Genomic DNA, 26,407 nt, shown 5'->3' on the forward strand with positions numbered 1-26,407 from the left:
GCAACCCCATGTCTGTGTCCTCAAGGATTGGAGGAAAGCACTTCCTCATGCCCGCGGAGCCCAACGAAGGATGTATGACATGAACAGACTAGACGGAAAGACCGCCGTGATCACCGGTGGTGCCACGGGCATCGGCCTCGCGGCCGCGAAGCGCTTCGTCGAGGAAGGCGCCTTCGTCTTCATCTTCGGTCGCAGGCAGGAACCACTTGATGCGGCGGTGGCCGACCTAGGAGCCAATGCCCGCGCTGTGAAGGGTTCGGTCTCCGACGAGGCTGACCTCGATCGACTGTACGCGGCAGTGAAGGCCGAGCGCGGGAACCTCGACATCGTCTTTGCCAACGCCGGAACGGGAAGTCCGCTTCCTCTCGGCGAGATCACCGCAAAGCATATCGACGAGACCTTTGAAACCAACGTGAAAGGCACGATCTTCACGGTCCAGAAGGCGCTGCCGCTCATGGGCAAAGGCGGATCAATCGTCCTGACCGGATCAAGCGCAGGCACCACGGGCGCCCCGGCATTCACTGCCTATAGCGCGAGCAAGGCAGCAGTCCGCAATCTTGCGAAAACATGGGCCGAGGATCTGAAGGGCACTGGTATCCGAGTGAACGTGCTCTCTCCCGGGGCGACCGCTACCGAACTCGCTAAGGAGGCTCTGGGCGAGGAAAGCCAGAAGGCATACGGCGCAATGACCCCGCTGCAGCGCATGGCCGATCCGGCGGAGATCGCGGCCGCGGTGGCATTCCTCGCATCATCAGACAGCAGCTTCATGACCGCCAGCGAAGTGGCCGTCGACGGCGGCCTCGCCCAGCTCTGACGCGCGGCCCGCCGCGCCTTCGAAAACGATAGGAGCGCCCGCAGGAATTTCGTGAACCAAGGAGAAGATTATGACCTACGCAATCGTTGGCTTCGGCAAGATCGGCCAGGCCCTCGCCAGGACCTTCGCTCGACGCGGCATTGAAGTATCAGTAGCGACCACTAGCGATCCGGAAAGCCTCGCATCTAGAGCCGCCGCTATAGGGCTCGCGATCAGGCCAGCTACCCTTGCAGACGCGATCAAGGCGGACGTCATCTTTCTGGCCGTCCGTTTCGAGGCCCACTCCGATGTCGCGAAAGCGCTGCCCGACTGGCAGGGGAAGATCATCGTCGACGTTACCAACGCCTATGGCGTCCCGCTCGAGAAGCTGGGAGACCAGGCATCCGCACAGGTCGTCGCAAACGCGTTCGCAGGCGGCAGGGTAGTCAAGGGCTTCAACCATCTGGTCGCGGGTGTTCTTGAGCAAGACCCGGACGTGCACGGCGGCAGGCGGGTCGTTTTCCTGGCGAGCGAGGACGAGGCTGCGGCGACGGAGATTGGCAAGCTTGCCGACAATCTAGGCTTTGCACCGATCAACCTGGGCGGCCTTTCCGCAGGCGGACTGCTTGTGCAGGCCCGCGAGAATAAGTGGGGTCACCTGATCTTCAAGGACTTGGTCAAGTTCGACTGACCGAAGTTTCGCAGACCCACCAAAAGGAAGCGAGAACTCAAATGACCATCGAAGAGAACGTTCAGACTCTGAAAGACTTCTTTGAGGCGATAGGTAGCGGCGACAAGGCTAGTCACACTCGCAAAATCAGGAGCATCCGCGGAAACGCTGATTGAAGTCGGTATCGCCCGATTGCTAGGCATGGTTACCTCCGCTCAGGTCCAGGCTATGCGACGGGTCCTGCCCCGATTATCCGGCGGCGCCGGGGTTTTGGAGAGCGCATTCGATCATCACAGCCCTATCGCGGTCCCGCCTGGCGCTCGCACGGGCGCAAATCCCTTTGATCGCATCAACTATCTGCGAGCGATCCGCTCAGACGCTCGTGGGAGCGGCACCGCACCCACCGCTCGCTTTGATGACAATGTCTCTGGCTCAAGTCGCCAAACGAACGAACACACTCTCGGCGTGAACACTAATTAACCTCGACTTGCTCCCTACGCGGATTTCGGTAGGTTGTATTTTTTCATGAATTACCACTATGATGACGACGTCTGCATTTCCGTCGATGGAGGACATAACCATGTCAACGTTGATTGCGATTGTTTATCCCAACGAAGCCAAGGCCGAGGAAGTGCGCCAGCGCTTGCTTGAGCTGCAGAAGGAATACTTGATAAAAGTCGGAGACGCTGTCATCGCGACCAAGGCCGAAGACGGCAAGATCAAATTGAACCAGCTGGTCAACACCACGATTGCCGGTGCCGCGTCGGGCAGCTTCTGGGGACTGCTGATCGGTGTTCTGTTTCTTAATCCGCTATTGGGTGTGGCAGTAGGTGCCGCTTCCGGTGCCATAGGCGGCGCTCTAACTGATGTCGGCATCAACGATGCTTTCATGAAGGATCTTGCAGCCAATCTCCAGCCGGGCAATGGGGCGTTGTTCGTGCTGATCCAAGAGATGACGGCGGATAAGGTCCTCAAGGAGATCTCCGCCTTTGGCGGCGTGGTGCTCAAAACTTCGCTCGATGAAACGAAGGAACAGGTTTTGCGTGACGCATTACAAAAGGCATCTACGACCAGCTAGACCTCTGGGCGACGGACCCAATTCCCTTTCGGCCAGCGAATACGCCTTTGACGCTTCGATCTTAACCTTCGCTACTTCAACCAAAGCTTCTAACGTCTCGCAAAATAGGGCGAACACGCAGGGGAGCGGACGGCAGCGGGATTTTTCAACGCGACTGCCGAACGGTTCTAACACAGACGTGGACCATGGAAAAAATAAGCCCGAAATCTTCGGCAGGTGCTGATCCCTGATCAGCCGGCGGGTACATCCTTCGCCTGGATATTTGATCGCCGCGCCAGCGGTTTCAATTGGAGGTCGTTAAAATGCTTAAAAGGATTGCCGTAGTATCTGTCTCGATCGGCGCACTGGTGTCTTGCACACCCACCGAGCGAGGAACAGCAATTGGCGCGGGCACAGGGGCCATTGTCGGCGGAGCCGTCACCAACGACTTAGGCGGTGCGGCCGTAGGTGCAGTCGCAGGCGGTGTCGCTGGTGCCTTGATTGGCCGGTCAACAGAGCGCCGCGGATATTGCGTCTACCGAGATCGATTTGGCCGCACCTTCGAAGCACGCTGCCGCTGAATTTCAGGCTCGGTTGAGCGCCTACGGCAAAAACACGATCAAAGCTGTCTGACGCACGGCCGCTTGTCAGCGCAGTTGGTCTCGGCAGACTTTTCCTGTAAGTGTTGGCCGCCCTCGAAATGTTTCCCGAAAATAGGATACTGAATGCTTCGCCTCTCCGAGCTAGCCAAAGGTGATTTCCTGGCTTTGGATATTGAAGGCGACGGTAACAAAAACCAGCGGCCCGTAGAAATTTCCGTTTGCGAGTTTAGTTACGGTGCGTTCGTGCGAGAGCACCATTGGCTGATCAATCCCGAGCGCCCGATTAGCTATTTCGCGAGAGTGAAGCACGGGATAGGAGACCGAAAGGTGCGATCTGCCCCGAAATTCACGGAAGTCAAAGAGGAGATTGCGAACTTGCTGGCCGGAAGGGTCGTTGTCGCCCACGATATGACTGGCGACTTGCTTATGCTCGGCGAAGGTGACCCATCGATTATCGAATTTCCAGGACGGATAGTTTGCACCTACCGTATGGCAAAGCACGCCCTTCCCGCGCGCCAGCCCGTGACGCCTGGCGTCACAAGTCTGAGTGCATGGCTAGGCATCGACCGAGAAATGCCAGACGGCCTAAGGCGGAAAACAGTCCATTCGAGCTCGCTCGACGCGTGGCGGACGGGAAAGATATTTGTTGCGCTGGCGGGCAAGTTGCCCCCTGACGACAGGACACAGGAGATGCTCTGCCGGCAATTTTCGCTCAGCGTCAAATCACTTGAGGCAATCCGGTCGAAGTTGGCAAAGCGCGCGATGGCGGCTTCGAGTGCCCAAATTACCTAGTGGATGGCCAGCGAGGTTGGAGCGTTAACTCTCGTCGAATACAGTCCGACGTAGGTGCCGATCAGCATCGCTGCGATGTCCTCAGCATTACGATAGCCGTCGTTGTAAAACTCTATCGCCGCGCTGGATAGCACGTTCGACGCCCTCTCATCAGGGCTCTCCTCGTAGTAAAGAAACCACGCCCGAACGGCTTTGGACATCGTTCTGAAATCGAGCTCGCCGCTTCGCTGCATTGCACCCTCCTAGGTTAGCCAAAGGCTTTCTTCGCAGTGCACTTTCTGAGACGTCAGGGAGCAGAAGCCATTGACGACGAGAGCGCGCACAGTGCGGTCAAACTCCCTCGGCCGCACCTTCCGGCCAGTCTCATCTTTGAGCAAGTCCACATTAAGGCGGCCGCTGATACCGCAACTAACCTTCCAGTCCTAACAGACCAATCGGACTTGTCCGCGACAGCTCAGAACTACAAGAACACAGTCGTCGAAGTCGCGGGAGGTGTCTTACCGCCTTGGCCTTGCCAGCGACCGTGCGATGTCGACGATATCATCGCGGCCAGCGGTAGATGCGGACATGGGGATTGCGGGCGATCTTGGCAAGGAAGGTCGGCAGCATGCCCATGGTGGCCGGATAGATGCTGCCCTCGCTCGAAACGTTGGAAAAGATTGGCCGCTTGTTCGGATTTGGCGTTGGGTTTGTTCCAAAGCAACCGGGGCCAACTTGATAGTCACGCAGCGCGCTCAAGTGATATTGGTTCAATTGACGGCTTACGGCACGCGCGGCGGAAGGAGCCTGAATACCTACGATGCGGCCAGTAACGGCAACTTCGATGACGACCAGCCGCTGATCGACACTCCGATCACTTTGCGATTTTCACCGCTTGGACCACCGGTCCCTGATCGTCTGCCACCCTTGGGGATTTATGAATCGTGCAACGCTGCGCTCGAGCGGTAACGACAATAAGGGGATGTCGACTTCCACCGAAATCACGGCGAAACATGGAACCGAAACCGCCTCCTGCCGTTTCGTTATCTTGCCGAATTGGAGGCGTCGAAATGGACACTGCCCAACTTCATCGTGGCCGACTAATCGATCACATCCAATTGGTCGTAGCCGATCTTCCGGCAAGCCGCGCCTTTTACCTCCCACTTCTAGAGGTACTCGAAATTCCAATTGGTGGTGAGGCCGATGACTATTTCTGGGCTGACGAACTCTTCATTTCATCCCGAGACAGCGACGCTGCCCTCGGGGAGCTGACTGGGCGGCATCATTTGGCCTTTCAGGCAAAGGATCGTGCCACTGTCGACGCATTCCACAGCGCGGGCATCGCCAACGGCGGTACCGACAACGGTAAACCGGGCGAACGATCATATCACCCGGGATACTACGCCGCCTTCCTGCTTGACCCAGACGGGAACAACATAGAGGCGGTGTATCACGGACCGGCCAACCGCAGCGCTCGGTCAGTCGTAGTTGACTTCTGACGACGATGGTTGGGGGCGAGGACGAAAACGATGGGCAATGCATAGCTGCGCTGCAGTAACTGGTGTTGCCAGACTCGGATTCCGTCGATAGATGGACGACTCAAGCAAGCAACCTGCCACGCAGTTGGTTTTTGTCGCTTGCAAACATATGGGCGCTCCCCAATCGGGTTGAGCGCCCATATTGTTTTGTCCATGTTCAATGGCCTCGTCTTCGGACATTTCCGGAGAGTCAACTCCCCCAAACTAAACCGTGCATCTTGCCAAACGGGCCTTCGTGACTATTTTGCTGATCGCAAATCAACCGAGGACTTACATTGGCTACTGGTACAGTGAAATGGTTCAACTCTGAAAAGGGCTATGGTTTCATCGCTCCCGATAATGGCTCTCCCGATGTGTTCGTGCATATCTCGGCAGTAGAGCGTTCCGGGCTTTCAGGCCTCAAGGACGGTCAGAAAGTCAGTTTCGAACCGACGCAAGATCGGCGTTCCGGTAAAACAGCGGCTGAAGATCTCCGCGCACTTTAATTGAAGGCTGCCGCGCGAGACGCGGCAGCCGAAACAACAACAGCAAAATCTATCCGCAAGCAGCGACTTTCAACGACACGTTTGTCAAGGCGGCGTTCAACAATGAGGCAGCTGAGGCACCCAGGGGCGGGCAAATACGTTCACGGCTTCGCGCTCCGTCGCGACTTTACCCCGGTTTGCCACGTGCTGAACTGCCAAACGCGTGACCAAGGCTTTACCCGCAAAGCCAACGTGGGTTTGCCCATGATCTTCACCAAAAAGCGCTCGTCTTTTGCAATTTCTGCATTCTTACGTTTCAAATGGCTAGCACACGGTCGAGTGAGGCAGTCTAACCCGGCTCAGTTCGATGGACGGCAAGTGAAGCGGTCACCATAACACTTGCGTATGACTGACCAACGTGGCGTTCTCAGGTATGTTAGCTGAGATCCAACGACAGGATAGGATTTCAAATGACGCGTTGCAGCCATCAGAACTCCGTTCGATCCGTCAAGCCCAAGACCATGGGGTGTGAAGAATGCCTGGCAATCGGACAATCTTGGGTCCACTTGCGACTGTGCCGTGAATGCGGACACGTTGGATGCTGCGATCAATCAGTCGGCAAGCATGCGACGGCGCATTTCCGGAGCACCGGCCATCCCATCATCGAAGGCTACGATCCGCCGGAAGGCTGGGGTTGGTGCTACGTGGATGAGACAATGATTGACCTTCCTGATCAGACCCCTCAGGTCGGACCGATTCCGCAGTTTTATTAGACAGGAGGTTGAGTGAATGGACGTCCACTCTCGCCAAGCCCAGCTGTTTCCCGTCCTGACCCCATTGCAGATAGAAGTAGCCAAAAGATTCGCCAGCGGGGAGCCAAAGACGTTTGGTCCTGGAGAACAGGTCTCATCGATTGGTGACCGGCAAGTCCCGGCTTGGCTGGTCCTTTCTGGGCGGCTTGATGTCTTCGGGAAAATTGGCTCCCACTCGGAGACCGCAATCGTGTCGCATGGGGTGGGCCACTTCTCAGGGGAACTCAATCAATTGTCGGGACGGCCTGCTATGGCGGGTTCACGGGCTGGCCACCATGGTTGCGTCGCCATCCCCTTTGACGCCACGCACGTCAAGGCGCTCATCATCGGCTCGGCCGAGGTCGGCGAAATCATCATGCGGGCCTACATTCTTCGACGCGTCGCGCTCATCGACACCGGGAATTCCGGCACCGTGCTGATTGGACACGATGGAAACTCGGATTTGCGTGCCCTTCAAATCTTCCTCTCCCGGAACGGATACCCCTACGTTGTGGTCGATGCGTCCAGTTCGGGCGAGGGTCACGATCTGGTGGAGCGCCTGGGTATGCGGGACAGCGATCTACCGGTCATGGTTTGCCCAAATGGGACCGTCCTGAAAAAGCCCACCGACGCGGAGGTAGCATGCTGTCTGGGGATTACACCGGAACTGGACCCGGAGATGGTGTACGACACTGCGATCGTCGGGGCGGGTCCCTCGGGACTGGCTGCGGCGGTCTATGCCGCCTCTGAAGGCCTGAGCGTTATTGTCCTGGACGAACGTTCCGCAGGAGGACAAGCAGGTAGTTCTTCCCGCATCGAAAACTACTTGGGCTTTCCGACCGGCATCTCGGGCCAGGCCCTGGCCGGTCGAGCACTCAATCAGGCCCTGAAGTTTGGCGCTGAAGTAGCCCTGCCCTTGAGAATTTCTGAGATGTCACCGCCCGTTCCCGGCAGTCGGCGCGATGGTCTAATCAATCTTCGCACGACCGACCGGCGAGCAATAATGGCGAGAACGGTCGTGGTTGCATCTGGAGCACGATATCGCAGACCGAGTATCTCGAATGTCTCGGACTTCGAGGGTGCCGGCGTGTCGTACTGGGCAACGCCCATCGAAGCAAAGTGGTGTGAGAACCGGGATATTGTCGTCGTCGGTGGGGGCAACTCTGCTGGTCAGGCAATCGCCTATTTGGCCCCCAAGGTCAGCCGTCTCCATCTGGTGATCCGAAGGGACCTCGCGGATACGATGTCGACCTACCTGATTGAGCGGATTGCTGCCCTCCCGAATGTCGTGATGCACGTCGGATGCGAGGTAGCCTCCTTATCGGGGGATGCGTCGCTTCTGGCAGTGAAGATCAGAAACTTGAAGTCCGCAAGAGAGACGGAATTCGAAGTCCGCCAGCTTTTCATGTTCATTGGTGCTGATCCTAACACCGGCTGGCTATGCCCGCATATTATTACGGACCGCGCCGGATTCATCGTAACGGGAGCTGCTTTCGATCCCTTCGTCGAACAAGAGGTGGGCCGAGCAGCTCTGGCCCTCGAAACCAGCATACCGAACATTTTTGCCATTGGAGATGTAAGAGCAGGCTCCACCAAGCGGGTGGCAGCAGCTGTGGGCGAAGGCGCGGCGGTAGTCAGCCAGATTCACACAGCTTTGGGATTTCGAGATGGCGACCGCAATCCACCTGCATTCCTTGTGCCTTCACCCCCGCCGAACTGAGCCTGAACCCCGGAAAATTCCAGCTCCCGCTGACCCAAAATCGGGGTGCACTTCACGGGCCGACCCCGACAGCGTTAAGTCGCCCGCGCGACCCCATAGCGTGCCAATTAAGAAGACGCAGCGTTGAAATCCACGATTGTAGCGACCGTCGACTTATGTTGCTGTCTGCACCTTCGGGACGAGCGACGGTAGATCCGCCTATTCAATCTAAATCCAACAGACATTCCCATGTGCATCGGAAGCAGCGAGGAAGACGTCATCAAAGACCATCGGATGTCGTCGATATTCCTGAGGCGACTGAGTAATCCGAGTTAAACAGCCGGAATGCCTTAAAAGGCGATTGACTACGGGATTATCTTCAAGAGGACTAGGCCGGATATCCCAACGAGAATCCTCCACCAGCCGAACACCGCATATCCGCGTCGGGATACGAACTCCAGAAGTCGGCGGACGACGAACAGGGCGACGACAAAAGCCGCAACGAACTCAACGACCACCAAAAGCCCCTGATCGGAGGTTAGCTCATGGCGACTCTTGTAGAGGTCAAGGGTGAACGCGCCGAGCATCGTAGGCATGGCAAGAAAGAACGAGAACTCGGCGGCGGCGCGCTTGTCGGCACCAAGCAACAACGCACCCACAATCGTCGCTCCTGAGCGCGACGTCCCCGGGACCATCGCCAGGCACTGAAAGACCCCGATCCCGAAGCAATTCTCTCGGCCCTGTCGCCAAACGCCGACGAGAACCATGACTTTTTCTCCGGATCGGGCTCGTCCTATGTCATCGGCAAGGCAGTCGCGACCGAAGACGACGATTGGGACTTTTAAAAAGGCATTGCATCAGCGTACATAGCCGGGGGCGCCTCAAGTGGGACGGACTACGAGTCTCAAAAAAATCTCAAACAAGCCGATCGACAACGATCAACGCTGCAATACTGAGTGGATGCCAAAACTCTTATTCATTCGTCGAGTACAAAGGTAGCCTGAGGGGTGCTACAGTCAGGGTGCCCCGCCAGGAATTGGCCACCAGTAGGACGATAAGCATCAGAAGTAGGCCAAGGAGCACGGTGGACCACAATGAGATGCCCCTGTGCTCGGATGAAATGGGCGTATGACGACCTTGGTACTGCGTCCGCTCGCGCTCTCTATCGAACTGATCTGGTTCCCTCATGTTCGTTCTCCCATGCCATCATGGACCGATTACGCACGGATATGGTGCTGCATTCGAGCAGACAAGCAGTGTCACTCCGGCCCCCCCCGTAAGAGGGGCAGGAATTCAATCCGTCATTCTGTGCCCAAGCAAGCGAACGGATCGAACAACGAAACGTGCAATTTCGATCCCTGCCCGATACGGGAGAACGGTTGGCGGCCTGCGCCAGCCCAACTTGTAGGTCGAGATTTTCTTTTGGATTTCGGATCCGGGCTCGGCATCTTGGCTGGCAGGTGGTGGATCAACGAAGAACGCCCTTAGCCCAACCAAATACTCCCGATCGAATGCCAGATCATACGGCAGATGCATTGGCAAAAGACTTTGCGTTATCCACTCGGCGGCTCGGCGATTTATCAGATATGCCCCCGATCCTTTCTCCCGTGTAAGGGCGATCGCCAGAGAATGCCGCGCCGTGAGGCGACGGACTCTATGCTTCTTTCCAATGTTGACCGTTGATAGCCTAACGATGTCCCATTGATCTCCTCTAGCAAGGACCTCGCTGACGACAGCCACAAAATCCCGGTCGAAATTGAGATCGTCTTCGAGAACTAAGGCATGCTCGTCGGCTGACGCCAGGAGTCGCCGCGCGCACTCGACGTGGCTGAGAAAACAGCCGATTTCGTAGGGATTTGGTCTGCGTCCGTGTCGCAGGAGATAGCCGCGCCCGTCGAATTCATCGATTGGCAGCTGGAGCTTGGCCCCGTCTATCGCTGATACCCTTTCGAAATCGAGTCCGATGTGGCTGAGAAGAAATGCCATGCGTTTTCCTCGATCCGTTGACCGATCGAGGTTGATCAGAAAGGTTCGGGGCTGGGCCGGCACATGCCGGACTTGCAAGGGTTTCTGGGCGGGAACGAAATTCATCGAGGGCTCGGGGGTCGTGGCGATCCCAAAGAACTTCGGCCCTTAAAATCTCCGCACTCTGTCCGCGATTATACGCTTTCGTAAGTTTGTGCTTTTCTACGAAGGCCCTATCGAGCTAGCAGAACCACTGAAAGCTAGTTGAAAGCTTCGAGCGGCTACCAACGAGCTGCATCGTGGAGGAAGCACATGTATCGTGATGACAGGCGATGCGTAACTCATACTGGAGGAGACCTAAATGCGTTCGTCACGCAGTCTTTTTAATAGCATCGCTGTTTCCGCAATGGTCGCCGCCGCGTCGTTCGGTGCATCCACGGCCCGCGCCGCTGACAAGATCACCATCATGGTTGGTGGTTACGAGAAGCAAATCTACCTGCCCGCAAAGCTCGCCGAGTCCCTCGGATACTTCAAGGATGAAGGCCTGGACGTCGAGCTTCTGAATGAAGCAGCAGGCGTCGACGCCGAGAACCAATTGCTCGCCGGTGCCGTCCAGGGCGTTGTTGGTTTCTACGACCACTGTGTCGACCTTCAGGCCAAGGGCAAGTTTGTCGAGTCCATCGTCCAGTTCAGTCAGGCACCAGGTGAAGTTGAACTCGTCTCCACGAAGCAGCCGGACATCAAGTCGCCGGCAGACTTCAAAGGTAAGAGCCTTGGCGTAACGGGCCTTGGCTCGTCCACCAATTTCTTGACCCTCTACATGGCCTCGAAGGCTGGGTTGCAGCCCGGCGACGTCGTCACCATCCCCGTAGGCGCAGGCGCGACGTTCATCGCCGCCATGCAGCAGGATCAGATCCAGGGTGGGATGACGACCGAGCCGACGATCTCGCGCATGCTGAAAACCGGAGAAGCGACGGTTCTGGTGGATATGCGCACAGTAGAGGCTACTCGACAGGCGCTTGGCGGCACCTACCCGGCGGCATCCTTTTACGTTGAAACCTCCTGGGCGGATGCTCACAAGGACGAGGCCCAGAAGCTGGCCAATGCTTTCGTGAAGACGCTCCGCTACATCAACACGCACTCGGCGGCCGAGATCGCTGACAAGATGCCTAAGGACTTCTACGTCGGCGACAAGGACGGGTATGTCAAGGCACTCGATCAGGGCAAGGGAATGTTCACGCCAGATGGCGTGATGCCGGAAGACGGTCCCAAGACAGTCCTCGCGGTCCTTTCGGAATTCTCGAAGAACGTCAAAGGCAAGCAGATCGACTTGTCAAAGACTTACACGACTGAGTTCGTAAAGAACGTAAAGTAAATCACGTTGCGCCACTTCCGTCCAGTCGGAAGTGGCTCCCACCCTGGGCATCGCGCGTGCGCCCCCAAAACCACGCACAGGTATCACAATGAATCAGGACAACAAGCAGATCCCGGCGATCGAGCTGATCAATGTTAGCCGTCGCTTTGTTTCCCCGACCGGAAAGTCATTGACGGCACTGCGCGAATTCAACATGACGGTTGGCCGCGGAGAGTTCGTTGCGGTCGTCGGCCCAACGGGTTGCGGCAAGTCGACCACTCTCAATCTGGTCACAGGTCTCGCCAAGCCCAGTGCAGGTGAAGTTCGCTTGATGGGCGGCCCAATCAACGGCATAGACCCTCGTGTTGGCTTCGTTTTCCAGACCGACGCTCTCTTCCCCTGGAAAAATGTCCTCGACAACGTCATGTCCGGCCCGCTCTTCCGTGGCAAGTCGCGGGCTGAAGCCGAGAAAGGCGCAAAGGATTGGCTCGCACGCGTCGGGCTATCCAAGTTCATCCATCACTATCCCCATCAGTTGTCCGGTGGAATGCGCAAGCGCGTTTCGCTCGCGCAGACGTTCATCAACGAACCTGAAATCCTGCTGATGGACGAGCCGTTCTCGGCCTTGGATGTGCAGACGCGCACTGTGATGCACGAAGAACTTCTCAAGCTTTGGGCGGATCGGAAAGCATCAGTCATTTTCGTCACGCATGACCTCGAAGAAGCCATAGCACTTGCCGACAGGGTTTACGTATTGACTGCTGGTCCGGCGACCGTGAAGTCGGTTTACACGATCGACCTGCCCCGCCCGCGCGTCGTGTCCGAGATCCGTTACGACCAGGCCTTCATCGACTACTGCAAGACGATTTGGGACGACCTGCGGCAAGAGGTCGAAACCAGCTATCGGCGCGCAAGCGAAGCCGCGTAAAGGAGGAAATCAGACATGGCTCATACGACTTTCGAGGCCGGAACCGCGCCGATTTTTTCCGCAGGCACTTCTGACGCCGAAATTGAAGCTTCTGCCGTGAAGGCGATCAAACGCCGGAAGAACCTCGTTCTCTTCTGGCAGGTATTCATTCTGGTAGCTGTCGTCGGCATGTGGGAGCTCTCCTCCAATATGCACTGGATCGATCCGTTCTTCTATTCGAGCCCAAGCGACGTGATGGCGAGGCTCTACGAATGGGCGACGCAGGGGACCACCGAAGGCTCGCTCTGGTACAATCTCTGGGTCACAATGGAAGAGGCCCTGATCGGGTTCTTCGCGGGATCGATCACCGGCGTGTTCGTCGGCATCGGACTTGGCCGCAACAAGTTCCTGTCGGACATTTTCTCGGTCTACATCAAGGCGATCAACTCGATCCCGCGTGTTGTTCTCGCGCCGATCTTCATCATGATCATGGGCCTTGGGCTGCCGTCCAAGGTCGCTCTCGCCTTCATCATGGTGTTCTTCGTGGTGTTCGCCAACGCCTTCCAGGGCGTCCGCGAAGCAGACCGGAACATGATTGCAAACGCTCGCATCCTCGGCGCGTCCGACTGGCAGGTAACGCGGACGGTCGTCATCCCGTCTGCCATGAGCTGGATTTTCGCCAGCCTGCACGTATCATTCGGCTTCGCAATCATCGGTGCAATCGTCGGCGAGTTTGTCGGTGCGCGGTTCGGCATCGGCCAGCTGATTTCGATTGCGAAGGGAACGTTTGACGCCGCCGGGATGTACGCCGCGATCCTCCTTGTGATGGTCGTTACGCTTTTCGCGGAATTCATCATGACGTTGATCGAAAACAGGCTCGCCAAATGGCGTCCGCAACAACACATCGACACGCAATGAGTAGCAAGTCCTCCCAAGGGCCATGGGGCTGGGTTCGAAAGGACCCGGCCCCACGGAAGGGCCACGCCTTGAAAGCGGGAATGGGCCGAAGCTTACCTATACGTGTTCACGAATGCGAATAGATGGCCCTGGATCATTGCTAGCTCAAAGAAATGCGCGTATATGTTGTGCGGTCAGTGATGAATGTGGCGTAACACCTCCCATCCCACACACTGATCGTTCCCCTCTGGAGGTTTCGGACCTCCAACCTTGGGCCTCGGCTATCGATGGCCCTATTTTTTTGGTGCTAGCCGTTCCCCTATTGCTCACGCGTTGAGATCCGGTCCCAGCGTGCAACGCTGCAGCTGTTAAGCGCCCCTATCCGCTGTTTACATTGCTGTCCCCCGAAAGGTAACAGCGATAGTCTGGCAGCATACAATTCTAATTGGACCAATCGGTTCTCTGCGCTCGCTCGGTAGCTCCGGCGCTGCGCATACCGATTCGACATTTAACTGACCACCTTCAAATGTGAGGCGTAAGCGGTGTGCCGCACACACATGCGGCCGACCATTGACGTCCAGGATTTCCGCACCGGCGCTATTTATGTGAATGACGATGGTGCAGATCAGGGTAATGTGCGTGCTTGTGCCTAAGCGGTTCGTGCCTGTGCCAGTGTGAATGCGGTTCAGTGAATGGTCCGTCATGGACATGCTGGTGATGCTCGTCATGGACATGCGCGTGCTCGTGCTCCAGCACGTCGTGCAAGTGTTCGTGATCGTGGCGCTCGGCCAAATGAAGCCACAAGCCAATCCCCATGAGGGTTCCCGCACCAATAAGCTGAATCGTGATAGATTCGCCCAAAACAGGCACTGCAAGAGCCGCGCCGATGAAGGGAGCCAGCGAGAAGTAGGCTCCTGTCCGAGCGGTCCCAAGATGTCGAAGCCCGAGCATGAACATCACAAGGCTGACACCCACGCCGAGGAAGCCAACGAAAGCACCGGCCAAGACAAGAGCGGGGCCAGGCAGGGATGCGCCAAACAGGATGGCTAACACAAGATTGGTCGCACCGGCGACAAGCCCTTTGATCATCGCGATTTGAACTGGATCAGCCGATGACAGCTTGCGCGTGAGGTTGTTGTCGATACCCCATGACAAGCATGCTGCCGCGATAAGCAGGCCACCAACATCGAGTTGGAGTTTGCCGCCGTTCCATGACAGAAGCAGAGCGCCTGCGAGAATGGCGGCTGCACCCAGCAATAGTCGCCGATCAACGTTCTCACGGAAGACAAGCCACGCAATGCCCATGGTCGCCAATCCCTCAAGATTGAGCAGCAGCGAACCCGACGATGCCGAGGTGCGAGCAAGTCCCAGCATCAAAAGCAGCGGACCGAGCACGCCACCAAAAAGGACGACCAGGAACAACCAGGGAGTATCTGTTCCTTGGAGTGGAGCCTCGACATTTGGCAGTCCGATCACGCGGCGGCCTGAACTGAGGATGGCGAGGCCAAATCCGGCTCCCAAGTATAGAATTCCTGCCAACAGCCAGGGATCGATTGACCCCATCAGCAGCTTGGAGAGTGGCGCGGAGGCCCCAAACAGAACGGCTGAACCCAAAGCGAGCGGGACGCCGGGCCAAAGGTGGTGTCTCTTGTTGATCATGCCCATGAACTACCACAGGTCATGATGCTACAACCACCATCTTCTTACCGACAGGACTTTCCGGCTGTCTGTGTCGGATAGTTCCACGGCAAAAGTTCATCGATCCTGCTCTGCTTGTGGTCGTTGACGATGGCCCTCAGCGTCGCTGTCAGATAGGCGAATGGGTTAACGGCATTGAGCTTACAGGTCTCGATGAGAGAGGCGATTGTCGCCCAGTTCTCGGCCCCGGCATCGTGTCCGGCAAAGAGTGCATTCTTGCGATTGAGGGCAATTGGTCTGATGGTCCGCTCGACGCTGTTGTTGTCGATCTCGATGCGACCGTCTGTCAGGTAGAGCTGGAGACCATCCCAGTATTTGGCGATGTAAGCCAGGGCTTCGCCGAGTGGGGACTTTGTCGCTACACGAGCGCGGTGATGGATGAGCCAGGTCTGCATGTCGGCGACGAGCGGCGCAGATCGTTCGCGCCGTCCAGCCAGCCGGGCCTGGGGATCGAGGCCGCGCAATTCCGCCTCGATCCGATAGAGTTCGCCAATCCGCTTCACGCCATCTTCGGCAATCGGTGCTGATCCGTTGCGCGTGATCTCGATGAGTTTGCGCCGAGCGTGGGCCCAACAATAGGCAAGACGAATGTCGAGACCGGTCCGCTCTGGCGCAATCAATCTGTTGTATCCGGCATAGCCATCGACCTGCAGAATGCCGGAGAAGCCCTGCAATATCGGTTCGGCATGGTGCCCGCCGCGACCGGATGCGTAGGTAAAGGCCACGCCCGGTGGTGCGCCGCCGTTCCACGGTCGATCATCCCGCGCCAATGCCCAGAAGTATCCAGTCTTCGTCTTGCGAGAGCCGGGATCGAGAACCGGAGCACGCGTCTCGTCCATGAAGAGCTTGGTTGACCGCTTCAGGTCCGCCATCAGAACGTCAAAGACAGGCCGCAGTTCGTAGGTGGCCCGTCAGACCCAATCGGCGAGCGTGGAGCGGTCGAGATCGATGCCCTGGCGGCTCATGATCTGTGCCTGCCGATAAAGCGGCAGATGATCGGCATATTTGGAAACCAGCACGTGGGCGACCGTGGCCTCCGTCGGCAGACCCGCCTGGATCAGCCGTGCCGGAGCCGGAGCTTGAACGACACCGTCGGTGCAGGCACGGCACGCATATTTAGGACGGCGCGTGACGATGACGCGGAACTGAGCCGGGACCACATCCAGTCGCTCTGAGACATCCTCGCCAATGCAATGCAGGCCGCCGCCGCAGGCACAGACCAGGCTGTCCGGCTCGATGACCTCTTCAATACGGGGAAGATGTTTTGGGAGCGAACCGCGATTGGCCGCGCGGGGCTTGGCAATCCTGCTTCCGCCAGCCAAGCTAGCATCGGCCTCATCCTCGGCATGGATCGCGGCCATGGCCGTTTCCAGGTCTTCCAGTGCCAGATCGAATTGATCGGGGTCGGTCTTCTCGGATTTGCGCCCGAAGGCTGCCTGCTTGAAGGCGGCGACCAGCTTCTCAAGCCGTTCGATCCGCTCATCCTTGCGGGCGATCTGCGCAACCGTCTCCGCTTCGCGTGCTGTCGCCGCAATCAGCATCGCCTTCAGGGCGGCAATGTCATCGGGAAGATCAGCGGCGTTCAGCATGACCGGAAACTACCAAATTCCAGTCCATGTTGCCTTCAGAATCTGGAGCCGTGAGTCATCGTGCCGCAGCTATTCGACGGTCTCCGGCGTTCTCGTCTCCACAGCACGGACGCGTCGCCAACGAGCCCCGCAAACAGCGCCTCGAACTGGGCATGCGTCAGTGTCATCAGCCCATCCTTGATACCGGGCCAGGTGAACGTGTGCTCTTCCAGCCTTTTGTAGGCCAACACGATACCGCTGCCATCCCAGTAAATCAGCTTCAAACGATCTGCCTTGCGCGACCGGAACACGAAGACGGTTCCGGTAAAAGGGTCCTTGTGCAGCTCGTTCTTCACCAGCGCCGCCAACCCATCGTGCCCCTTGCGGAAGTCCACGGGCTTGGTCGCCACCATGATCCGGACGCGGTTCGACGGAAAGATCATGTCGCCGCCGCCAATGCGCGGGCAACAGCGGCAATTCTGGCCACAGACGCACCTTCCTCAAGGCGGATCGTCACCGGGCCGAGGACGATCTCGGCGCGGGATACCGTTTTGACCGGCTGAGGTTCTTGCACGGGCTTTTCGACAACTATGGCGGCGAATTCGACCGCATCCTCCGGCGCAGGTAAAACCAGCTTGCCCTGACGAGCCATGGTTCTCCAGGACGATAGATGGTTGGCCTTCAGCCCGTGGCGCGCCGCGATCTCATTCACCGTCACACCCGGCCGCAAGCTCTCCGACACGATCTGCGCCTTGATCTCGTCAGGCCATTGGCGATTGAAATCACGCCGTCCACGACGCGCTGTGAGAACCTCCAATGTAGTCTCCATGGAGAAACTCCTTCCCGCTCACCCATGGGATGTCGATCACAGATCAGGCCGCAAAGGGCAACGTGGGGAGAGAACAGCGGTTACTGTGAGGCTCACTCTTGATGTTGGTCATCGCATGCCCCCACATCAGCGCCGCGGACCCAGACCATCAAGCCGCACGAAGCTCCTCGGATTCTTACCGATTTGTAAAGTATCCCGAAAGCTTGCTGAAAGGTTCGTCGCGATACGCACATACTGCATCGTGGAGGAGACATGATCAACGTGAGCGGAAGCGATGTATTCACCCATCAGGAGGAGAGACTATAATGCGTATAGCACGCGGACTTATTCACACCATTGCGTTCTCAGTACTCGTCGCCGGAACATCGTTTGGGGTGCGCGCCGCCAGTGCGGCCGACAAGATCACCCTTATGGTCGGCGGTTACGAAAAGCAGATATACCTGCCCGCCAAGCTCGCGGAGTCGCTTGGATACTTCAAGGACGAAGGGCTCGACGTTGAACTCCTCAACGAGCCAGCCGGCGTCGACGCGGAAAACCAGCTGCTGGCGGGAGCAGTCCAAGGCGTCGTGGGCTTCTACGACCACTGCATCGACCTCCAGGGCAAAGGCAAGTTTGTGGAATCCGTCGTCCAGTTCAGCCAGGCGCCCGGAGAAGTCGAACTCGTTTCCACGAAGCATGCCGAAATCAAGTCAGTCGCCGACTTCAAGGGGAAGAGCCTCGGCGTGACCGGACTGGGATCCTCGACCAACTTCCTGACGCAGTATCTTGCCGTCAAGAATGGATTGGACCTCTCGGAGATCACATCCGTCCCGGTCGGCGCGGGTGCCACTTTCATTGCCGCCATGCAGCAGGACAAAATCCAGGCCGGCATGACAACGGAACCGACGATCACGCGTCTCCTGAAGACCGGTGAAGCCAGCATTCTGGTTGACATGCGCACAATGGAGAATACCCGTGCGGCCCTTGGCGGCACCTATCCCGCAGCATCTCTCTATATGGAAACCTCTTGGGTCGAAGAACACAAAGACGAGGCACAGAAGCTTGCCAACGCCTTCGTGAAGACTCTGAAGTTCATCAACACCCATAGCGGGGCTGAGATCACCGAGAAAATGCCGAAGGACTTCTATGTCAGCGACAAGGACGGGTACATCAAGGCTCTTGACGGGGGAAAGGCCATGTTCACGGCTGACGGCGTGATGCCGAAGGACGGTCCGGAAACCGTTCTCGCCGTGCTTAAGGGCTTTTCGAAATCGCTGAAGGACAAGCAGATCGATCTGTCAAAGACCTACACCACGGAGTTCGTGCAAAACGTGAAGTAAAGAACGCCGCCGCTTCCACGCCAATGGGGAGCGGCGGCTGCCTGCAAGCTTGCCGGAACAGCCTCGAGCACCATAGCGCAGTTCCAACACGGACCGAGACGCCCTTGCCTTGCAGGTGCGCCTGTCACGAGGCAGGGGGCTCAAGCTAACTGCAAGAAACTCAGTTTTCTGTGCTCACAGGCAGTCGAACGGTGACCACCAATCCTCTACCCTTCGCTTCGTCGAGCGAAACGGTACCACCAGCGCCTGCCGCAACCTCAAGCACGATGGCTAGCCCTAAACCGCTGCCCTCCCCTTGAGTGCCAATAATCCGATAGAAGCGCTCAAAGACATGCTCATGCTCCATTGGATGAATTCCGGGTCCGTTGTCCTCGACACGAAGTACAGCTGTATCTCCCTCGCGCGTTACAGACACGGTCACCTGACCTGGCGCTGGTGTATATCGGATGGCGTTGTCCACGAGGTTTACCAACATCTCCCGTAACATGGTGCCGTCGCCTTCAACTTTGACGGAGCCGTTCTCCTCCAGCCCTATGTCGATGCCACGGCGAAGCGCTTCCTCTGCGTGCACCCCAAGCACCTCCCTTGCCGCCACACTGAGATCGACAACGTCAGCACGCGGCCGTCGACTTCCTGGTTCTGCCCGCGACAGGGTTAGCAACTGACTGGCAAGCCGCGATATCTGTCGGGTGCTGTTGCGAAGCGCCTGCAGCGCCTCATCCCGGTGCTTCGGGTCTTGTTCCCTTGCCGCAACGCTGGCCTGCGTCGAAATAAGCGCCAGGGGCGTACGGAGTTGATGTGCTGCATTCGAGACAAATCGCCGTTGAGCGGCCATTTGATTCTGGACCCGCTCCATATGGTCATTGAGGGCGACAACGAGCGGGCGAAGCTCGGACTGCACCATCGACGGTGACAAAGGGTCGAGCCGATCTCGCCCTCGTCCTCGAACGGCATCACGCAACCTAAGCACCGGGGCGAGTCCACGCTGGAGACCAACAATCGTGACAACGCCGGCGAGCAGCACAAGAACAACCTGCTTCGTGAAATCCGAGAGCCATAGACGGCGCCGCAACGCATATTGAGCATTGTGAGTAACCGCGACTGTCACGGCGATTTCGCCGTCTTTGGGGAGCCCAACAACCGGATGGTTCAGCGTGAGCGCTCGTACCCCGGCATTGCGAAAGGCGCGATCCTGCCCTACCCGTTCAATAGTCGGCAATGGCAGTTCGGGATATCCCGCGACTAGATTTCCCCAGGCCGTAATGACTTGGTAGAAGACTTGATCCCCGTATCCGGTATCGAACATTTCGATTGCCGCAGGCGGGACATCAACCTCTACGGTACCTCCTGCGTCAACGCGCACTGCTTCTGCGATGACGCGTGCGGAAGCAAGTAGGGTATGGTCTGTCACCAGCTTTGATGCCGCATCGGCGGTTCGAAAGCTGTCGTAAAGATTGAAGCAGATCGCGCCAAAAAGAGTAAGAACCACCCAAGCGAGCAGCTGCGCACGTAGACTCTCGCGAAGCCGCCTGAAAACCGACCACGGATGGTTGTACGACGCCAGCCGCATGTCACTGTGCATTTCGGAGCAGATAGCCGAGCCCACGCAACGTCGCGATCTGCGCCGAGCTCCTATCAAGCTTCTTGCGCAGACGGTGAACATAAATCTCGATCGCCGTGGGGTCGGCTTCGTCGTCGAAACCGAACACGCTTTCGGACAGCCTGGCTTTAGACACCGTGGTTCCCGCCTTCATAATCAAATATTCCAGCACAGCGTGTTCGCGCGGGGTAAGGACTAGCAGTTCATCGCCGACGAAGAATTGACGAGTTGCACCAGCAAATCTGAGATCGCCCACGATGATTTCCGGCGCGGCCCTATCTTGCCCGCGTCGTACGACCGCTCTGATCCTGGCCTCCAGTTCCGCGATTTCGAAGGGTTTCGCGAGGTAATCGTCGGCGCCGCTATCAAGCCCGGCCACCCGACCGTCGAGGCTGGCGTTGGCCGTCAAGATAATAACGGGCACCTTCTCGCCATTTTGACGGATGCGTTTCAACAGTGTCATGCCATCGATCTTCGGAAGCGAGAGATCAAGAATGACCGCCGAATAACTCGCGACCCTGAGCATCAACTCGGCATCTTCGCCGTCGAAGGCGATGTCCACTGCATATTGGGCTTGCCGAAGCGCCTTGCCGAGCCAATCGGCAAGTTCTTTATTGTCTTCAACGATCAGGATTTTCATACGAGATTACTATCACAGGCTGACTGGCTGTTGAAGTTGATCGGATGGCAAAGGTCGGTGCCGCTTGCCGCGTTGTCCCAGCCCCGAAGGTTCACCTTGTTTCAGGCTTGGCGCACTCTTCGCTTTAGGTATCTTGAATAGACTATCGTTTCCAGTATCTCTTTAATGGAAGGACCGCCGATGAGAGTAATAGTATCCGTCGCCCCGACCATGCAATTCTTCTCGATCTACCAACGTTCAACGGTCAAACCATGCGAGCATTTCATTTAGGCGAGCTTCGGCGACTAGCAAGCCCATGAAGAGTATGATTGGCAACAGCCAGCCCAGCAACACATCAGAAGCGTAGTGCGATCCCACGGCGACCCGCAGCCCCGCCATTGTCAACGAGGTCGCAACCAGCGGCGGTCCGACCCAAATTCGCATTCGGACGGGGAGCAGGAAGAGAAGACAGAGCAGCCACCCGGCCCCAGAGGCCTCGCCAGAGACGAACGAACAGTTCTTCGTACATTCGCCAGCGAACGTCCCGGCGGCAGTAAAATCGAAGGGGCCGCCGAAGAGATTCGTCTGCACCGGCCGCGGCCTGCCCGAATAGGATTTCAGAAGTCCGTTTACAATCAGGCCCGGCCCCACGCATAGGGTTATCAGGGCCAGCAGCAGCCTACCCATTGGAAGATGCCTGCGTAAGTCCCTAGAAAAAACGCCAGCTGCGGCCAAAGCGACAATGAGCGCCGCTGCCGCGTAGGGAAGCATGTACAGCGTCTGCCGTACCTGTTCGAGGGCCTGCAGTCGACGAAGTGGAAAGTACCCGCAGACAAAATCTGGAAGAGCTGCCTCACATAGCGGACCGGCGAAAAAGAATGAGGACACCTCGACATCAACAGAAGGATGGAGATAGAACGCGGCTAACAACGCGAACCATGCGACGATCAATGCAAGTACCACCGTGACCGATGGGGCTGGCGTATAGGACGACTGGCTCATGTGCGCCATTATCAAATCTCAACGAATGAAGCCTGAGGCTGTTCCAATTTCATCAAAGCCTGACAAACACCTGAACCGGCAATCAGTCCGACGATGTGTTTTTGCGACAGCTATGGGGTAGCCTGCGTTGGCTCTCTCGAGCTTTGAGACAGTGTCATGTAGATGACGATCGCAACGATCAGCCCGAGAAAGAGCAAGCTCGTGTAGACTGTTCCGAAGCCCAACCCGCCATACTCGACTGGTTGTGACAGAAGGTCACCCAGAGAGGCACCCAATGGGCGGGTAAATATATAGGCAAGCCAGAACGCCACGATCGAGTTAAGGCCCGCAAGAGCATACGCCACCGCCATAACGCAGATGACCGCCATGAAGAGAAAGGCTGTAGTCAGGTAGCCAAAGTCGAAAGTCTCGGCGATCAGGTCCCCCGCCGCAGTGCCTAGCGCAAAGGTGAAGAGGATAGCCAGCCAATAGAACGCCTCGCGTTGCGTCGTATAGATCGTATGGATTGACAAGGTTCGTTCGAACGCAAACCAGACGGCGAACGTCACAGCAAGGGCGATCGAAAATCCGATCGTGGTTGCCTCCAGTGGCACACCGAAATTATCAACCAGATTGTCGGTGATCAGCGTACCGACAATGCTGATCAGCACCACTGCAGCCCAATAACTCGCAGGCACATAGCGCTTCTGCGCGAATTGGATCGCCACGACCACGACAAGGATCGCCGTCATGATTATCGACGTCACCGTCAGGCCTAGACCGAGGTTTACCGCGAGATAGTCCGCTGCCGTCTCGCCCATCGTTACGGCCATGAGCTTGATCAACCAGAAATCGACGGTGACCTCCGGGACCCGGTTTATGGGGGCAGTCTGTGCCAATGCTTTCATCTGCCCGCTCCTTTACTTGCCCATGATCTTCATAGCTTCTGCAAGGAACTTGTCCGATCGGGTGTCATCGTCGGCATTGCAGCGTTCAACGGCTTTCGTTTCGAGGTCGTCGACCTTTTGAACGTCTGTGTCACTGAGCTTCGCCCCGGCCTTGGCAGCGCGCATATCCTTCAGCATTTCTTCACAGGGAACGGCCGAATATGCAGGATTGGAGAGTGCGAGGAAGCCAAGCGCGGCGACCCCGTTGAGAACAGCGGCGGCGACAATCGTTTTCATGGTGAGTGTCCTTTGAAGTTTTCCACTGCCCAGAGCGACAGCAGGCGGACACTATGAGGCGCTATATACGGACGCCTTGCCATAACCATACCGTTTCGTAAGGTCGCTGGATCGGTCACGTTACGGATCTGTATAGTTTCCGAAAGAGTGTCGAAAGGCCAATGGGTTCAGATAGCGGTCAGGAAACTGTGGCACGCGGATCTCATGCGGATTTTACTTATCGAAGACGATCGCAAGACGGCTGACTTCGTCGCCAAGGGCTTCGGAGAAGTGGGGCATGTTTGCGATGTCATGAAAGACGGGAGAGACGGCCTGTTCCAAGCGCAACGGGAGGAATACGACGTCGTCGTCGTAGATCGCATGCTTCCGGGATTGGACGGTTTGTCGATCGTCCGGTCACTGCGCGCTGCCAAGGTCAGCACCCCTGCCCTCTTTCTCACGTCGGTCGGCGGCGTTGATGATCGGGTCGAAGGGCTGGAAGCGGGCGGCGACGACTATCTGGTGAAGCCGTTCGCCTTCTCGGAGTTGCTCGCAAGGGTCAATGCGCTCTCGCGACGTCCTCCGGTGCAAGAGCAGAAGACGGTCCTAAAGGTGGCCGATCTTGAACTCGACCTGATCCGACGGCAGGCAAGGCGCGCTGGACAGGCTATCGAGCTTCAACCAAGGGAATTCACACTGCTCGAAGTCCTGATGCGAGGAGAAGGTCGCGTGCTCACCAAGACCATGCTTCTCGAAAAGGTCTGGGATTTCCACTTCGATCCCAAAACCAGCGTCGTTGAAACGCACATCAGCCGCCTTCGGGCAAAAATTGACAAGCCGTTTCAAGCGCAGTTGCTGCATACGGTCCGCCATACCGGATATAGCCTGCATGCGCCTAACTAGCCTCAGACGAAGCACGCCGTTTCGCCTGGCGCTATCATTCGCGCTGCTGTTCATCCTGACAGTCGTAGCAACTGGTGGCGTCATGTATCACCTGCTCCGCAGCGGACTTAACGCCCAGCTCGACACCGCGTTGAACGACACGTTCCAGGTCGTTTCGTCCACCTATGCGGCGGATGACATTGAGGACTTGGTCACGACCCTCGACAGCTACGCAAATCTCAAACCGGCCGACGGGGTTTACTCCTTGATTGACGGGTCCGGAAAGAAACTGGCCGGCAACTTCAAAACGCCCATACTGCCTGAGGGCGTCTTTACCGTGAAATCGGCCGACATCGGCTTGAAGGGCGACACAGTCTACCGGCTCCAGACGGCCAAGCTGGGCGAGAATACGCTCGTTGTCGGCAGGAGCTTCGCCCAGATGGACTCGATGCTGAGGACCGTGCTCGTCAGCCTCATCTGGGCTGCGATCCTCGCTGTCCTTGCCGCGATTGGCGGCGGCATTTTCCTTGCGAGACGTGCCCAAAGACGCCTGGATGGCGTTACCCGGACGATGCTGGACGTGTCAAACGGGCGATTGGAAAGTCGGATACCATTGCGAAACGCCGACGACGATCTCGACCACGTCTTCAAGCAGATCAATAACGCGCTCAGTCGGCTTGCAGGACTGGTCGAAGGAATGCGCCAAGTCAGCGCCGACATAGCACATGAACTCAAAACGCCACTCAATCGCCTGCGGCTGACGCTCGAGGAAGCACGTAGAGCCCATGACGAACAAGACGACGTTGCCAGGCTTCTTGATGAGGCCAATGACGAAAGCGATCAGATAAATGCAACGTTTGAAGCGTTGTTGCGCATTTCGCAGATTGAAGCAGGAGCGCGGAGGCTCCGGTTCAACTCGATCGATCTCGGCGAAATCCTCGATCTCATTGAGGATGTCTATGCAGAAGTCGCTGAGGACAATCACCAAAGGCTGATCGTCGAGCCATACCAGCAGACATATGTCAATGGAGACCGCGAGCTGCTGGTTCAAATGGTCGTAAATCTCGTTGAGAATGCAATTACGCATTGTCCGCCTGACACCGTTATCAGCGTTTCCCTGCGGCGCGAGGGCCAGGCTGCGATTGTCTCGGTCGCCGACACTGGTCCAGGCATACCCGCCGCCGAGCGCGACAAGGTATTCCGACGGCTCTACCGTCTCGATAAGAGCCGGACAGCACCGGGCAGTGGTCTGGGGCTCAGCCTTGTGAAGGCGATTGCCGATCTTCATGCGGCCCGCATCGAGATCGATGACAACGATCCTGGCGTCAAAATTTCGGTCCGGCTCCCGGCGCTCTAGCCGCACTCTTCAGGTCTCTGTCAGCCTCGACTGGCATTAAGCCGCAAGTTCTCAAAGCCTGCGGAAATAAATGTCGAAACGTACTTCGTTGATTTTTGCCTGCGTGTTTACTCTGGGAACGGCGATCGGCGTCTATCCGCTGTATCTTCAACTTGCCGGCAATTTTCACACGGTGATCGAAGGTCAGTTATATCGCTCGGCTCAACCGACGCCTCGGCAATTGGAAAGATATGTCGCCAAACACGGCATCAAATCGATCATCAATTTGCGGTCAAGTGGCGACAAGGGAACATGGTATTCGGCGGAACTGGCGACCGCGGGCAAACTTGGCGTCGATCACGTCGACTTCCCGATGTCTGCTTCCAATGTTCTCCCACCCGAGCGGGCCGATCAGCTTGTTGCACTGATGGCAAGCCTTCCGAAGCCCATCCTCATTCATTGCCAAGCGGGCTCCGATCGGACCGGACTTGCGTCCGCCCTGTATATCAATCGGATTGCCGGACGTGACGAAGAGGCAGCCGAGCGGCAACTCTCGTACTATTTTGGCCATATCGGCATTCCCCGCCTTTCCGCTGCTTACGCCATGGATGAGAGCTGGGAAAACCTGGAAGTTCATTTCGGTATACAAGGTTAGGCAAGCTTCGACTGTACCCGAATTGCCAATCAGTCCCCGACATGTCGACGTGCCATTGTGCCGTCTGCTACACAGGCACTCATGATTCCGGGGCATCCGCCACGGATATCATGAGATTGAGAGGTGATCATGAGCAATTACTGGCCGTACGCCGCTATGATTTGCTTTTGGTTAGCTATTTTCCTCGGCTGGGAAGCCTGGGTGCTTTGGTTCGAGTGTGAGAGCACAAACAGCTCCGTTCGGTAGATA

General features: G+C 57.3%; 26 protein-coding genes and 4 pseudogenes. 18 read left to right on the forward strand and 12 right to left on the reverse strand.

All coding sequences use genetic code 11. The annotated features are described in order from the left end of the window. The first annotated feature begins 79 nt into the window (after positions 1 to 79). The 5 genes from RHIBUN_RS0110945 (at position 80) to RHIBUN_RS0110970 (ending at position 3,914) form a co-directional block, all read left to right on the forward strand. Positions 80 to 814 carry an SDR family oxidoreductase gene (locus RHIBUN_RS0110945; RefSeq protein WP_025659602.1) on the forward strand — a complete coding sequence of 245 codons (735 nt, stop codon included), beginning with the start codon at positions 80 to 82 and terminating at the stop codon, positions 812 to 814. Positions 815 to 884: 70 nt separating this feature from the next. Next, positions 885 to 1,484: an NAD(P)-binding domain-containing protein gene (locus tag RHIBUN_RS0110950; RefSeq protein ID WP_025659603.1), complete on the forward strand. Its 600-nt coding sequence runs from the start codon at positions 885 to 887 to the stop codon at positions 1,482 to 1,484. 559 nt (positions 1,485 to 2,043) lie between these two features. Further along, on the forward strand, positions 2,044 to 2,541 hold the full coding sequence (locus RHIBUN_RS0110965; RefSeq protein WP_025659604.1) for a DUF1269 domain-containing protein: 498 nt from the start codon (positions 2,044 to 2,046) through the stop codon (positions 2,539 to 2,541). A gap of 302 nt (positions 2,542 to 2,843) precedes the next feature. Beyond that, positions 2,844 to 3,101, forward strand: a complete 258-nt coding sequence (locus RHIBUN_RS35275) for a glycine zipper domain-containing protein (protein ID WP_084659682.1) — start codon at positions 2,844 to 2,846, stop codon at positions 3,099 to 3,101. Between the two features lie 144 nt (positions 3,102 to 3,245). Continuing rightward, positions 3,246 to 3,914, forward strand: a complete 669-nt coding sequence (locus RHIBUN_RS0110970) for a 3'-5' exonuclease (protein WP_025659605.1) — start codon at positions 3,246 to 3,248, stop codon at positions 3,912 to 3,914. Here the strand turns inward: RHIBUN_RS0110970 and RHIBUN_RS0110975 are convergent. Beyond that, positions 3,911 to 4,147 carry a hypothetical protein gene (locus RHIBUN_RS0110975; protein WP_025659606.1) on the reverse strand — a complete coding sequence of 79 codons (237 nt, stop codon included), beginning with the start codon at positions 4,145 to 4,147 and terminating at the stop codon, positions 3,911 to 3,913. The two genes, RHIBUN_RS0110970 and RHIBUN_RS0110975, sit on opposite strands and share 4 nt — an antisense overlap. A gap of 334 nt (positions 4,148 to 4,481) precedes the next feature. On the opposite strand from RHIBUN_RS0110975, the gene RHIBUN_RS35280 reads away from it, so the two are divergent. The 5 genes from RHIBUN_RS35280 (at position 4,482) to RHIBUN_RS0111000 (ending at position 8,406) form a co-directional block, all read left to right on the forward strand. After that, the gene (locus tag RHIBUN_RS35280) at positions 4,482 to 4,862 is read left to right on the forward strand and encodes a hypothetical protein (RefSeq protein ID WP_156932692.1); all 381 of its coding nucleotides are present in this window, start codon (positions 4,482 to 4,484) and stop codon (positions 4,860 to 4,862) included. Positions 4,863 to 4,963: 101 nt separating this feature from the next. Next, the gene (locus RHIBUN_RS0110985; RefSeq protein WP_025659608.1) at positions 4,964 to 5,392 is read left to right on the forward strand and encodes a VOC family protein; all 429 of its coding nucleotides are present in this window, start codon (positions 4,964 to 4,966) and stop codon (positions 5,390 to 5,392) included. A gap of 314 nt (positions 5,393 to 5,706) precedes the next feature. Continuing rightward, the gene (locus RHIBUN_RS0110990; RefSeq protein ID WP_018859663.1) at positions 5,707 to 5,916 is read left to right on the forward strand and encodes a cold-shock protein; all 210 of its coding nucleotides are present in this window, start codon (positions 5,707 to 5,709) and stop codon (positions 5,914 to 5,916) included. 449 nt (positions 5,917 to 6,365) lie between these two features. Beyond that, positions 6,366 to 6,668, forward strand: a complete 303-nt coding sequence (locus RHIBUN_RS35285) for a UBP-type zinc finger domain-containing protein (RefSeq protein WP_025659609.1) — start codon at positions 6,366 to 6,368, stop codon at positions 6,666 to 6,668. 16 nt (positions 6,669 to 6,684) lie between these two features. Further along, positions 6,685 to 8,406, forward strand: coding sequence for an NAD(P)/FAD-dependent oxidoreductase (locus tag RHIBUN_RS0111000; RefSeq protein WP_025659610.1), 1,722 nt, complete (start codon positions 6,685 to 6,687; stop codon positions 8,404 to 8,406). A 344-nt stretch (positions 8,407 to 8,750) separates the two neighbouring features. Here RHIBUN_RS0111000 and RHIBUN_RS0111005 read toward each other — a convergent pair. Next, positions 8,751 to 9,104 (reverse strand): annotated as a pseudogene (locus tag RHIBUN_RS0111005) (undecaprenyl-diphosphate phosphatase); the annotation flags it as partial. Positions 9,105 to 9,110: 6 nt separating this feature from the next. Here RHIBUN_RS0111005 and RHIBUN_RS36375 point away from each other — a divergent pair. Beyond that, a pseudogene (locus RHIBUN_RS36375) lies at positions 9,111 to 9,230 on the forward strand (ribonucleotide-diphosphate reductase subunit beta); the annotation flags it as partial. A 448-nt stretch (positions 9,231 to 9,678) separates the two neighbouring features. Here RHIBUN_RS36375 and RHIBUN_RS0111015 read toward each other — a convergent pair. Continuing rightward, positions 9,679 to 10,416: pseudogene (locus RHIBUN_RS0111015) on the reverse strand (glycosyltransferase family 25 protein); the annotation flags it as partial. 295 nt (positions 10,417 to 10,711) lie between these two features. Here RHIBUN_RS0111015 and RHIBUN_RS0111020 point away from each other — a divergent pair. The 3 genes from RHIBUN_RS0111020 (at position 10,712) to RHIBUN_RS0111030 (ending at position 13,529) form a co-directional block, all read left to right on the forward strand. Continuing rightward, entirely contained in the window at positions 10,712 to 11,725 is a 1,014-nt protein-coding gene (locus RHIBUN_RS0111020; protein ID WP_025659614.1) for an ABC transporter substrate-binding protein, read from the forward strand. 88 nt (positions 11,726 to 11,813) lie between these two features. Further along, on the forward strand, positions 11,814 to 12,632 hold the full coding sequence (locus RHIBUN_RS0111025) for an ABC transporter ATP-binding protein (RefSeq protein WP_025659615.1): 819 nt from the start codon (positions 11,814 to 11,816) through the stop codon (positions 12,630 to 12,632). A gap of 15 nt (positions 12,633 to 12,647) precedes the next feature. Next, positions 12,648 to 13,529 carry an ABC transporter permease gene (locus tag RHIBUN_RS0111030; RefSeq protein WP_025659616.1) on the forward strand — a complete coding sequence of 294 codons (882 nt, stop codon included), beginning with the start codon at positions 12,648 to 12,650 and terminating at the stop codon, positions 13,527 to 13,529. Between the two features lie 576 nt (positions 13,530 to 14,105). Here the strand turns inward: RHIBUN_RS0111030 and RHIBUN_RS0111035 are convergent. The 4 genes and pseudogenes from RHIBUN_RS0111035 to RHIBUN_RS0111050 all read right to left on the reverse strand — a co-directional run bounded on the left by RHIBUN_RS0111035 (position 14,106) and on the right by RHIBUN_RS0111050 (position 17,603). Continuing rightward, positions 14,106 to 15,167, reverse strand: coding sequence for a DMT family transporter (locus RHIBUN_RS0111035; protein ID WP_025659617.1), 1,062 nt, complete (start codon positions 15,165 to 15,167; stop codon positions 14,106 to 14,108). 44 nt (positions 15,168 to 15,211) lie between these two features. Further along, positions 15,212 to 16,795: pseudogene (locus RHIBUN_RS33310) on the reverse strand (IS66 family transposase). Between the two features lie 35 nt (positions 16,796 to 16,830). Then, positions 16,831 to 17,217: an IS66 family insertion sequence element accessory protein TnpB gene (tnpB, locus tag RHIBUN_RS33315; RefSeq protein WP_084659684.1), complete on the reverse strand. Its 387-nt coding sequence runs from the start codon at positions 17,215 to 17,217 to the stop codon at positions 16,831 to 16,833. Beyond that, positions 17,214 to 17,603 (reverse strand): transposase, encoded by a 390-nt coding sequence (locus RHIBUN_RS0111050; RefSeq protein ID WP_025659618.1) that lies wholly within the window; start codon positions 17,601 to 17,603, stop codon positions 17,214 to 17,216. Before RHIBUN_RS0111050 ends, tnpB begins: the two co-directional genes overlap by 4 nt. Before the next feature lie 305 nt (positions 17,604 to 17,908). Between RHIBUN_RS0111050 and RHIBUN_RS0111055 the strand changes: the two genes are divergently transcribed. Continuing rightward, positions 17,909 to 18,922, forward strand: coding sequence for an ABC transporter substrate-binding protein (locus RHIBUN_RS0111055; RefSeq protein ID WP_025659619.1), 1,014 nt, complete (start codon positions 17,909 to 17,911; stop codon positions 18,920 to 18,922). A gap of 160 nt (positions 18,923 to 19,082) precedes the next feature. On the opposite strand, the gene RHIBUN_RS0111060 is transcribed toward RHIBUN_RS0111055, so the two are convergent. The 5 genes from RHIBUN_RS0111060 to RHIBUN_RS0111080 form a co-directional block, all read right to left on the reverse strand. Continuing rightward, complete coding sequence (locus tag RHIBUN_RS0111060; RefSeq protein WP_025659620.1) at positions 19,083 to 20,492, reverse strand: sensor histidine kinase; 1,410 nt, start codon at positions 20,490 to 20,492, stop codon at positions 19,083 to 19,085. A gap of 1 nt (position 20,493) precedes the next feature. After that, the gene (locus tag RHIBUN_RS0111065; RefSeq protein WP_025659621.1) at positions 20,494 to 21,162 is read right to left on the reverse strand and encodes a response regulator; all 669 of its coding nucleotides are present in this window, start codon (positions 21,160 to 21,162) and stop codon (positions 20,494 to 20,496) included. A 237-nt stretch (positions 21,163 to 21,399) separates the two neighbouring features. Beyond that, on the reverse strand, positions 21,400 to 22,152 hold the full coding sequence (locus tag RHIBUN_RS0111070) for a phosphatase PAP2 family protein (protein WP_025659622.1): 753 nt from the start codon (positions 22,150 to 22,152) through the stop codon (positions 21,400 to 21,402). A 101-nt stretch (positions 22,153 to 22,253) separates the two neighbouring features. Then, the gene (locus RHIBUN_RS0111075) at positions 22,254 to 23,030 is read right to left on the reverse strand and encodes a membrane protein (protein WP_025659623.1); all 777 of its coding nucleotides are present in this window, start codon (positions 23,028 to 23,030) and stop codon (positions 22,254 to 22,256) included. Positions 23,031 to 23,042: 12 nt separating this feature from the next. After that, positions 23,043 to 23,306, reverse strand: a complete 264-nt coding sequence (locus tag RHIBUN_RS0111080) for a hypothetical protein (RefSeq protein WP_025659624.1) — start codon at positions 23,304 to 23,306, stop codon at positions 23,043 to 23,045. Positions 23,307 to 23,510: 204 nt separating this feature from the next. Between RHIBUN_RS0111080 and RHIBUN_RS0111085 the strand changes: the two genes are divergently transcribed. The 3 genes from RHIBUN_RS0111085 (at position 23,511) to RHIBUN_RS0111095 (ending at position 26,158) form a co-directional block, all read left to right on the forward strand. Beyond that, positions 23,511 to 24,188: a winged helix-turn-helix domain-containing protein gene (locus RHIBUN_RS0111085; RefSeq protein ID WP_025659625.1), complete on the forward strand. Its 678-nt coding sequence runs from the start codon at positions 23,511 to 23,513 to the stop codon at positions 24,186 to 24,188. Beyond that, positions 24,175 to 25,524, forward strand: coding sequence for a HAMP domain-containing sensor histidine kinase (locus RHIBUN_RS0111090; protein ID WP_025659626.1), 1,350 nt, complete (start codon positions 24,175 to 24,177; stop codon positions 25,522 to 25,524). Before RHIBUN_RS0111085 ends, RHIBUN_RS0111090 begins: the two co-directional genes overlap by 14 nt. Positions 25,525 to 25,594: 70 nt before the next feature. Beyond that, the gene (locus RHIBUN_RS0111095) at positions 25,595 to 26,158 is read left to right on the forward strand and encodes a dual specificity protein phosphatase family protein (RefSeq protein WP_156932693.1); all 564 of its coding nucleotides are present in this window, start codon (positions 25,595 to 25,597) and stop codon (positions 26,156 to 26,158) included. Positions 26,159 to 26,407: the final 249 nt, after the last annotated feature.

It is taken from the genome of Rhizobium sp. IBUN (assembly GCF_000510625.1).
In the GTDB taxonomy this organism is placed as follows: domain Bacteria; phylum Pseudomonadota; class Alphaproteobacteria; order Rhizobiales; family Rhizobiaceae; genus Rhizobium; species Rhizobium altiplani.

Excerpts from the sequence above, each read along its gene's own strand:
- RHIBUN_RS0110945 (WP_025659602.1), top strand. The coding sequence starts at position 80 with ATGAACAGACTAGACGGAAAGACCGCCGTGATCACCGGTGGTGCCACG.
- RHIBUN_RS0110950 (WP_025659603.1), top strand. The coding sequence starts at position 885 with ATGACCTACGCAATCGTTGGCTTCGGCAAGATCGGCCAGGCCCTCGCC.
- RHIBUN_RS0110965 (WP_025659604.1), top strand. The coding sequence starts at position 2,044 with ATGTCAACGTTGATTGCGATTGTTTATCCCAACGAAGCCAAGGCCGAG.
- RHIBUN_RS35275 (WP_084659682.1), top strand. The coding sequence starts at position 2,844 with ATGCTTAAAAGGATTGCCGTAGTATCTGTCTCGATCGGCGCACTGGTG.
- RHIBUN_RS0110970 (WP_025659605.1), top strand. The coding sequence starts at position 3,246 with ATGCTTCGCCTCTCCGAGCTAGCCAAAGGTGATTTCCTGGCTTTGGAT.
- RHIBUN_RS0110975 (WP_025659606.1), bottom strand. The coding sequence starts at position 4,147 with ATGCAGCGAAGCGGCGAGCTCGATTTCAGAACGATGTCCAAAGCCGTT.
- RHIBUN_RS35280 (WP_156932692.1), top strand. The coding sequence starts at position 4,482 with ATGGGGATTGCGGGCGATCTTGGCAAGGAAGGTCGGCAGCATGCCCAT.
- RHIBUN_RS0110985 (WP_025659608.1), top strand. The coding sequence starts at position 4,964 with ATGGACACTGCCCAACTTCATCGTGGCCGACTAATCGATCACATCCAA.
- RHIBUN_RS35285 (WP_025659609.1), top strand. The coding sequence starts at position 6,366 with ATGACGCGTTGCAGCCATCAGAACTCCGTTCGATCCGTCAAGCCCAAG.
- RHIBUN_RS0111000 (WP_025659610.1), top strand. The coding sequence starts at position 6,685 with ATGGACGTCCACTCTCGCCAAGCCCAGCTGTTTCCCGTCCTGACCCCA.
- RHIBUN_RS0111020 (WP_025659614.1), top strand. The coding sequence starts at position 10,712 with ATGCGTTCGTCACGCAGTCTTTTTAATAGCATCGCTGTTTCCGCAATG.
- RHIBUN_RS0111025 (WP_025659615.1), top strand. The coding sequence starts at position 11,814 with ATGAATCAGGACAACAAGCAGATCCCGGCGATCGAGCTGATCAATGTT.
- RHIBUN_RS0111030 (WP_025659616.1), top strand. The coding sequence starts at position 12,648 with ATGGCTCATACGACTTTCGAGGCCGGAACCGCGCCGATTTTTTCCGCA.
- RHIBUN_RS0111035 (WP_025659617.1), bottom strand. The coding sequence starts at position 15,167 with ATGATCAACAAGAGACACCACCTTTGGCCCGGCGTCCCGCTCGCTTTG.
- tnpB (WP_084659684.1), bottom strand. The coding sequence starts at position 17,217 with ATGATCTTTCCGTCGAACCGCGTCCGGATCATGGTGGCGACCAAGCCC.
- RHIBUN_RS0111050 (WP_025659618.1), bottom strand. The coding sequence starts at position 17,603 with ATGGAGACTACATTGGAGGTTCTCACAGCGCGTCGTGGACGGCGTGAT.
- RHIBUN_RS0111055 (WP_025659619.1), top strand. The coding sequence starts at position 17,909 with ATGCGTATAGCACGCGGACTTATTCACACCATTGCGTTCTCAGTACTC.
- RHIBUN_RS0111060 (WP_025659620.1), bottom strand. The coding sequence starts at position 20,492 with ATGCGGCTGGCGTCGTACAACCATCCGTGGTCGGTTTTCAGGCGGCTT.
- RHIBUN_RS0111065 (WP_025659621.1), bottom strand. The coding sequence starts at position 21,162 with ATGAAAATCCTGATCGTTGAAGACAATAAAGAACTTGCCGATTGGCTC.
- RHIBUN_RS0111070 (WP_025659622.1), bottom strand. The coding sequence starts at position 22,152 with ATGGCGCACATGAGCCAGTCGTCCTATACGCCAGCCCCATCGGTCACG.
- RHIBUN_RS0111075 (WP_025659623.1), bottom strand. The coding sequence starts at position 23,030 with ATGAAAGCATTGGCACAGACTGCCCCCATAAACCGGGTCCCGGAGGTC.
- RHIBUN_RS0111080 (WP_025659624.1), bottom strand. The coding sequence starts at position 23,306 with ATGAAAACGATTGTCGCCGCCGCTGTTCTCAACGGGGTCGCCGCGCTT.
- RHIBUN_RS0111085 (WP_025659625.1), top strand. The coding sequence starts at position 23,511 with ATGCGGATTTTACTTATCGAAGACGATCGCAAGACGGCTGACTTCGTC.
- RHIBUN_RS0111090 (WP_025659626.1), top strand. The coding sequence starts at position 24,175 with ATGCGCCTAACTAGCCTCAGACGAAGCACGCCGTTTCGCCTGGCGCTA.
- RHIBUN_RS0111095 (WP_156932693.1), top strand. The coding sequence starts at position 25,595 with ATGTCGAAACGTACTTCGTTGATTTTTGCCTGCGTGTTTACTCTGGGA.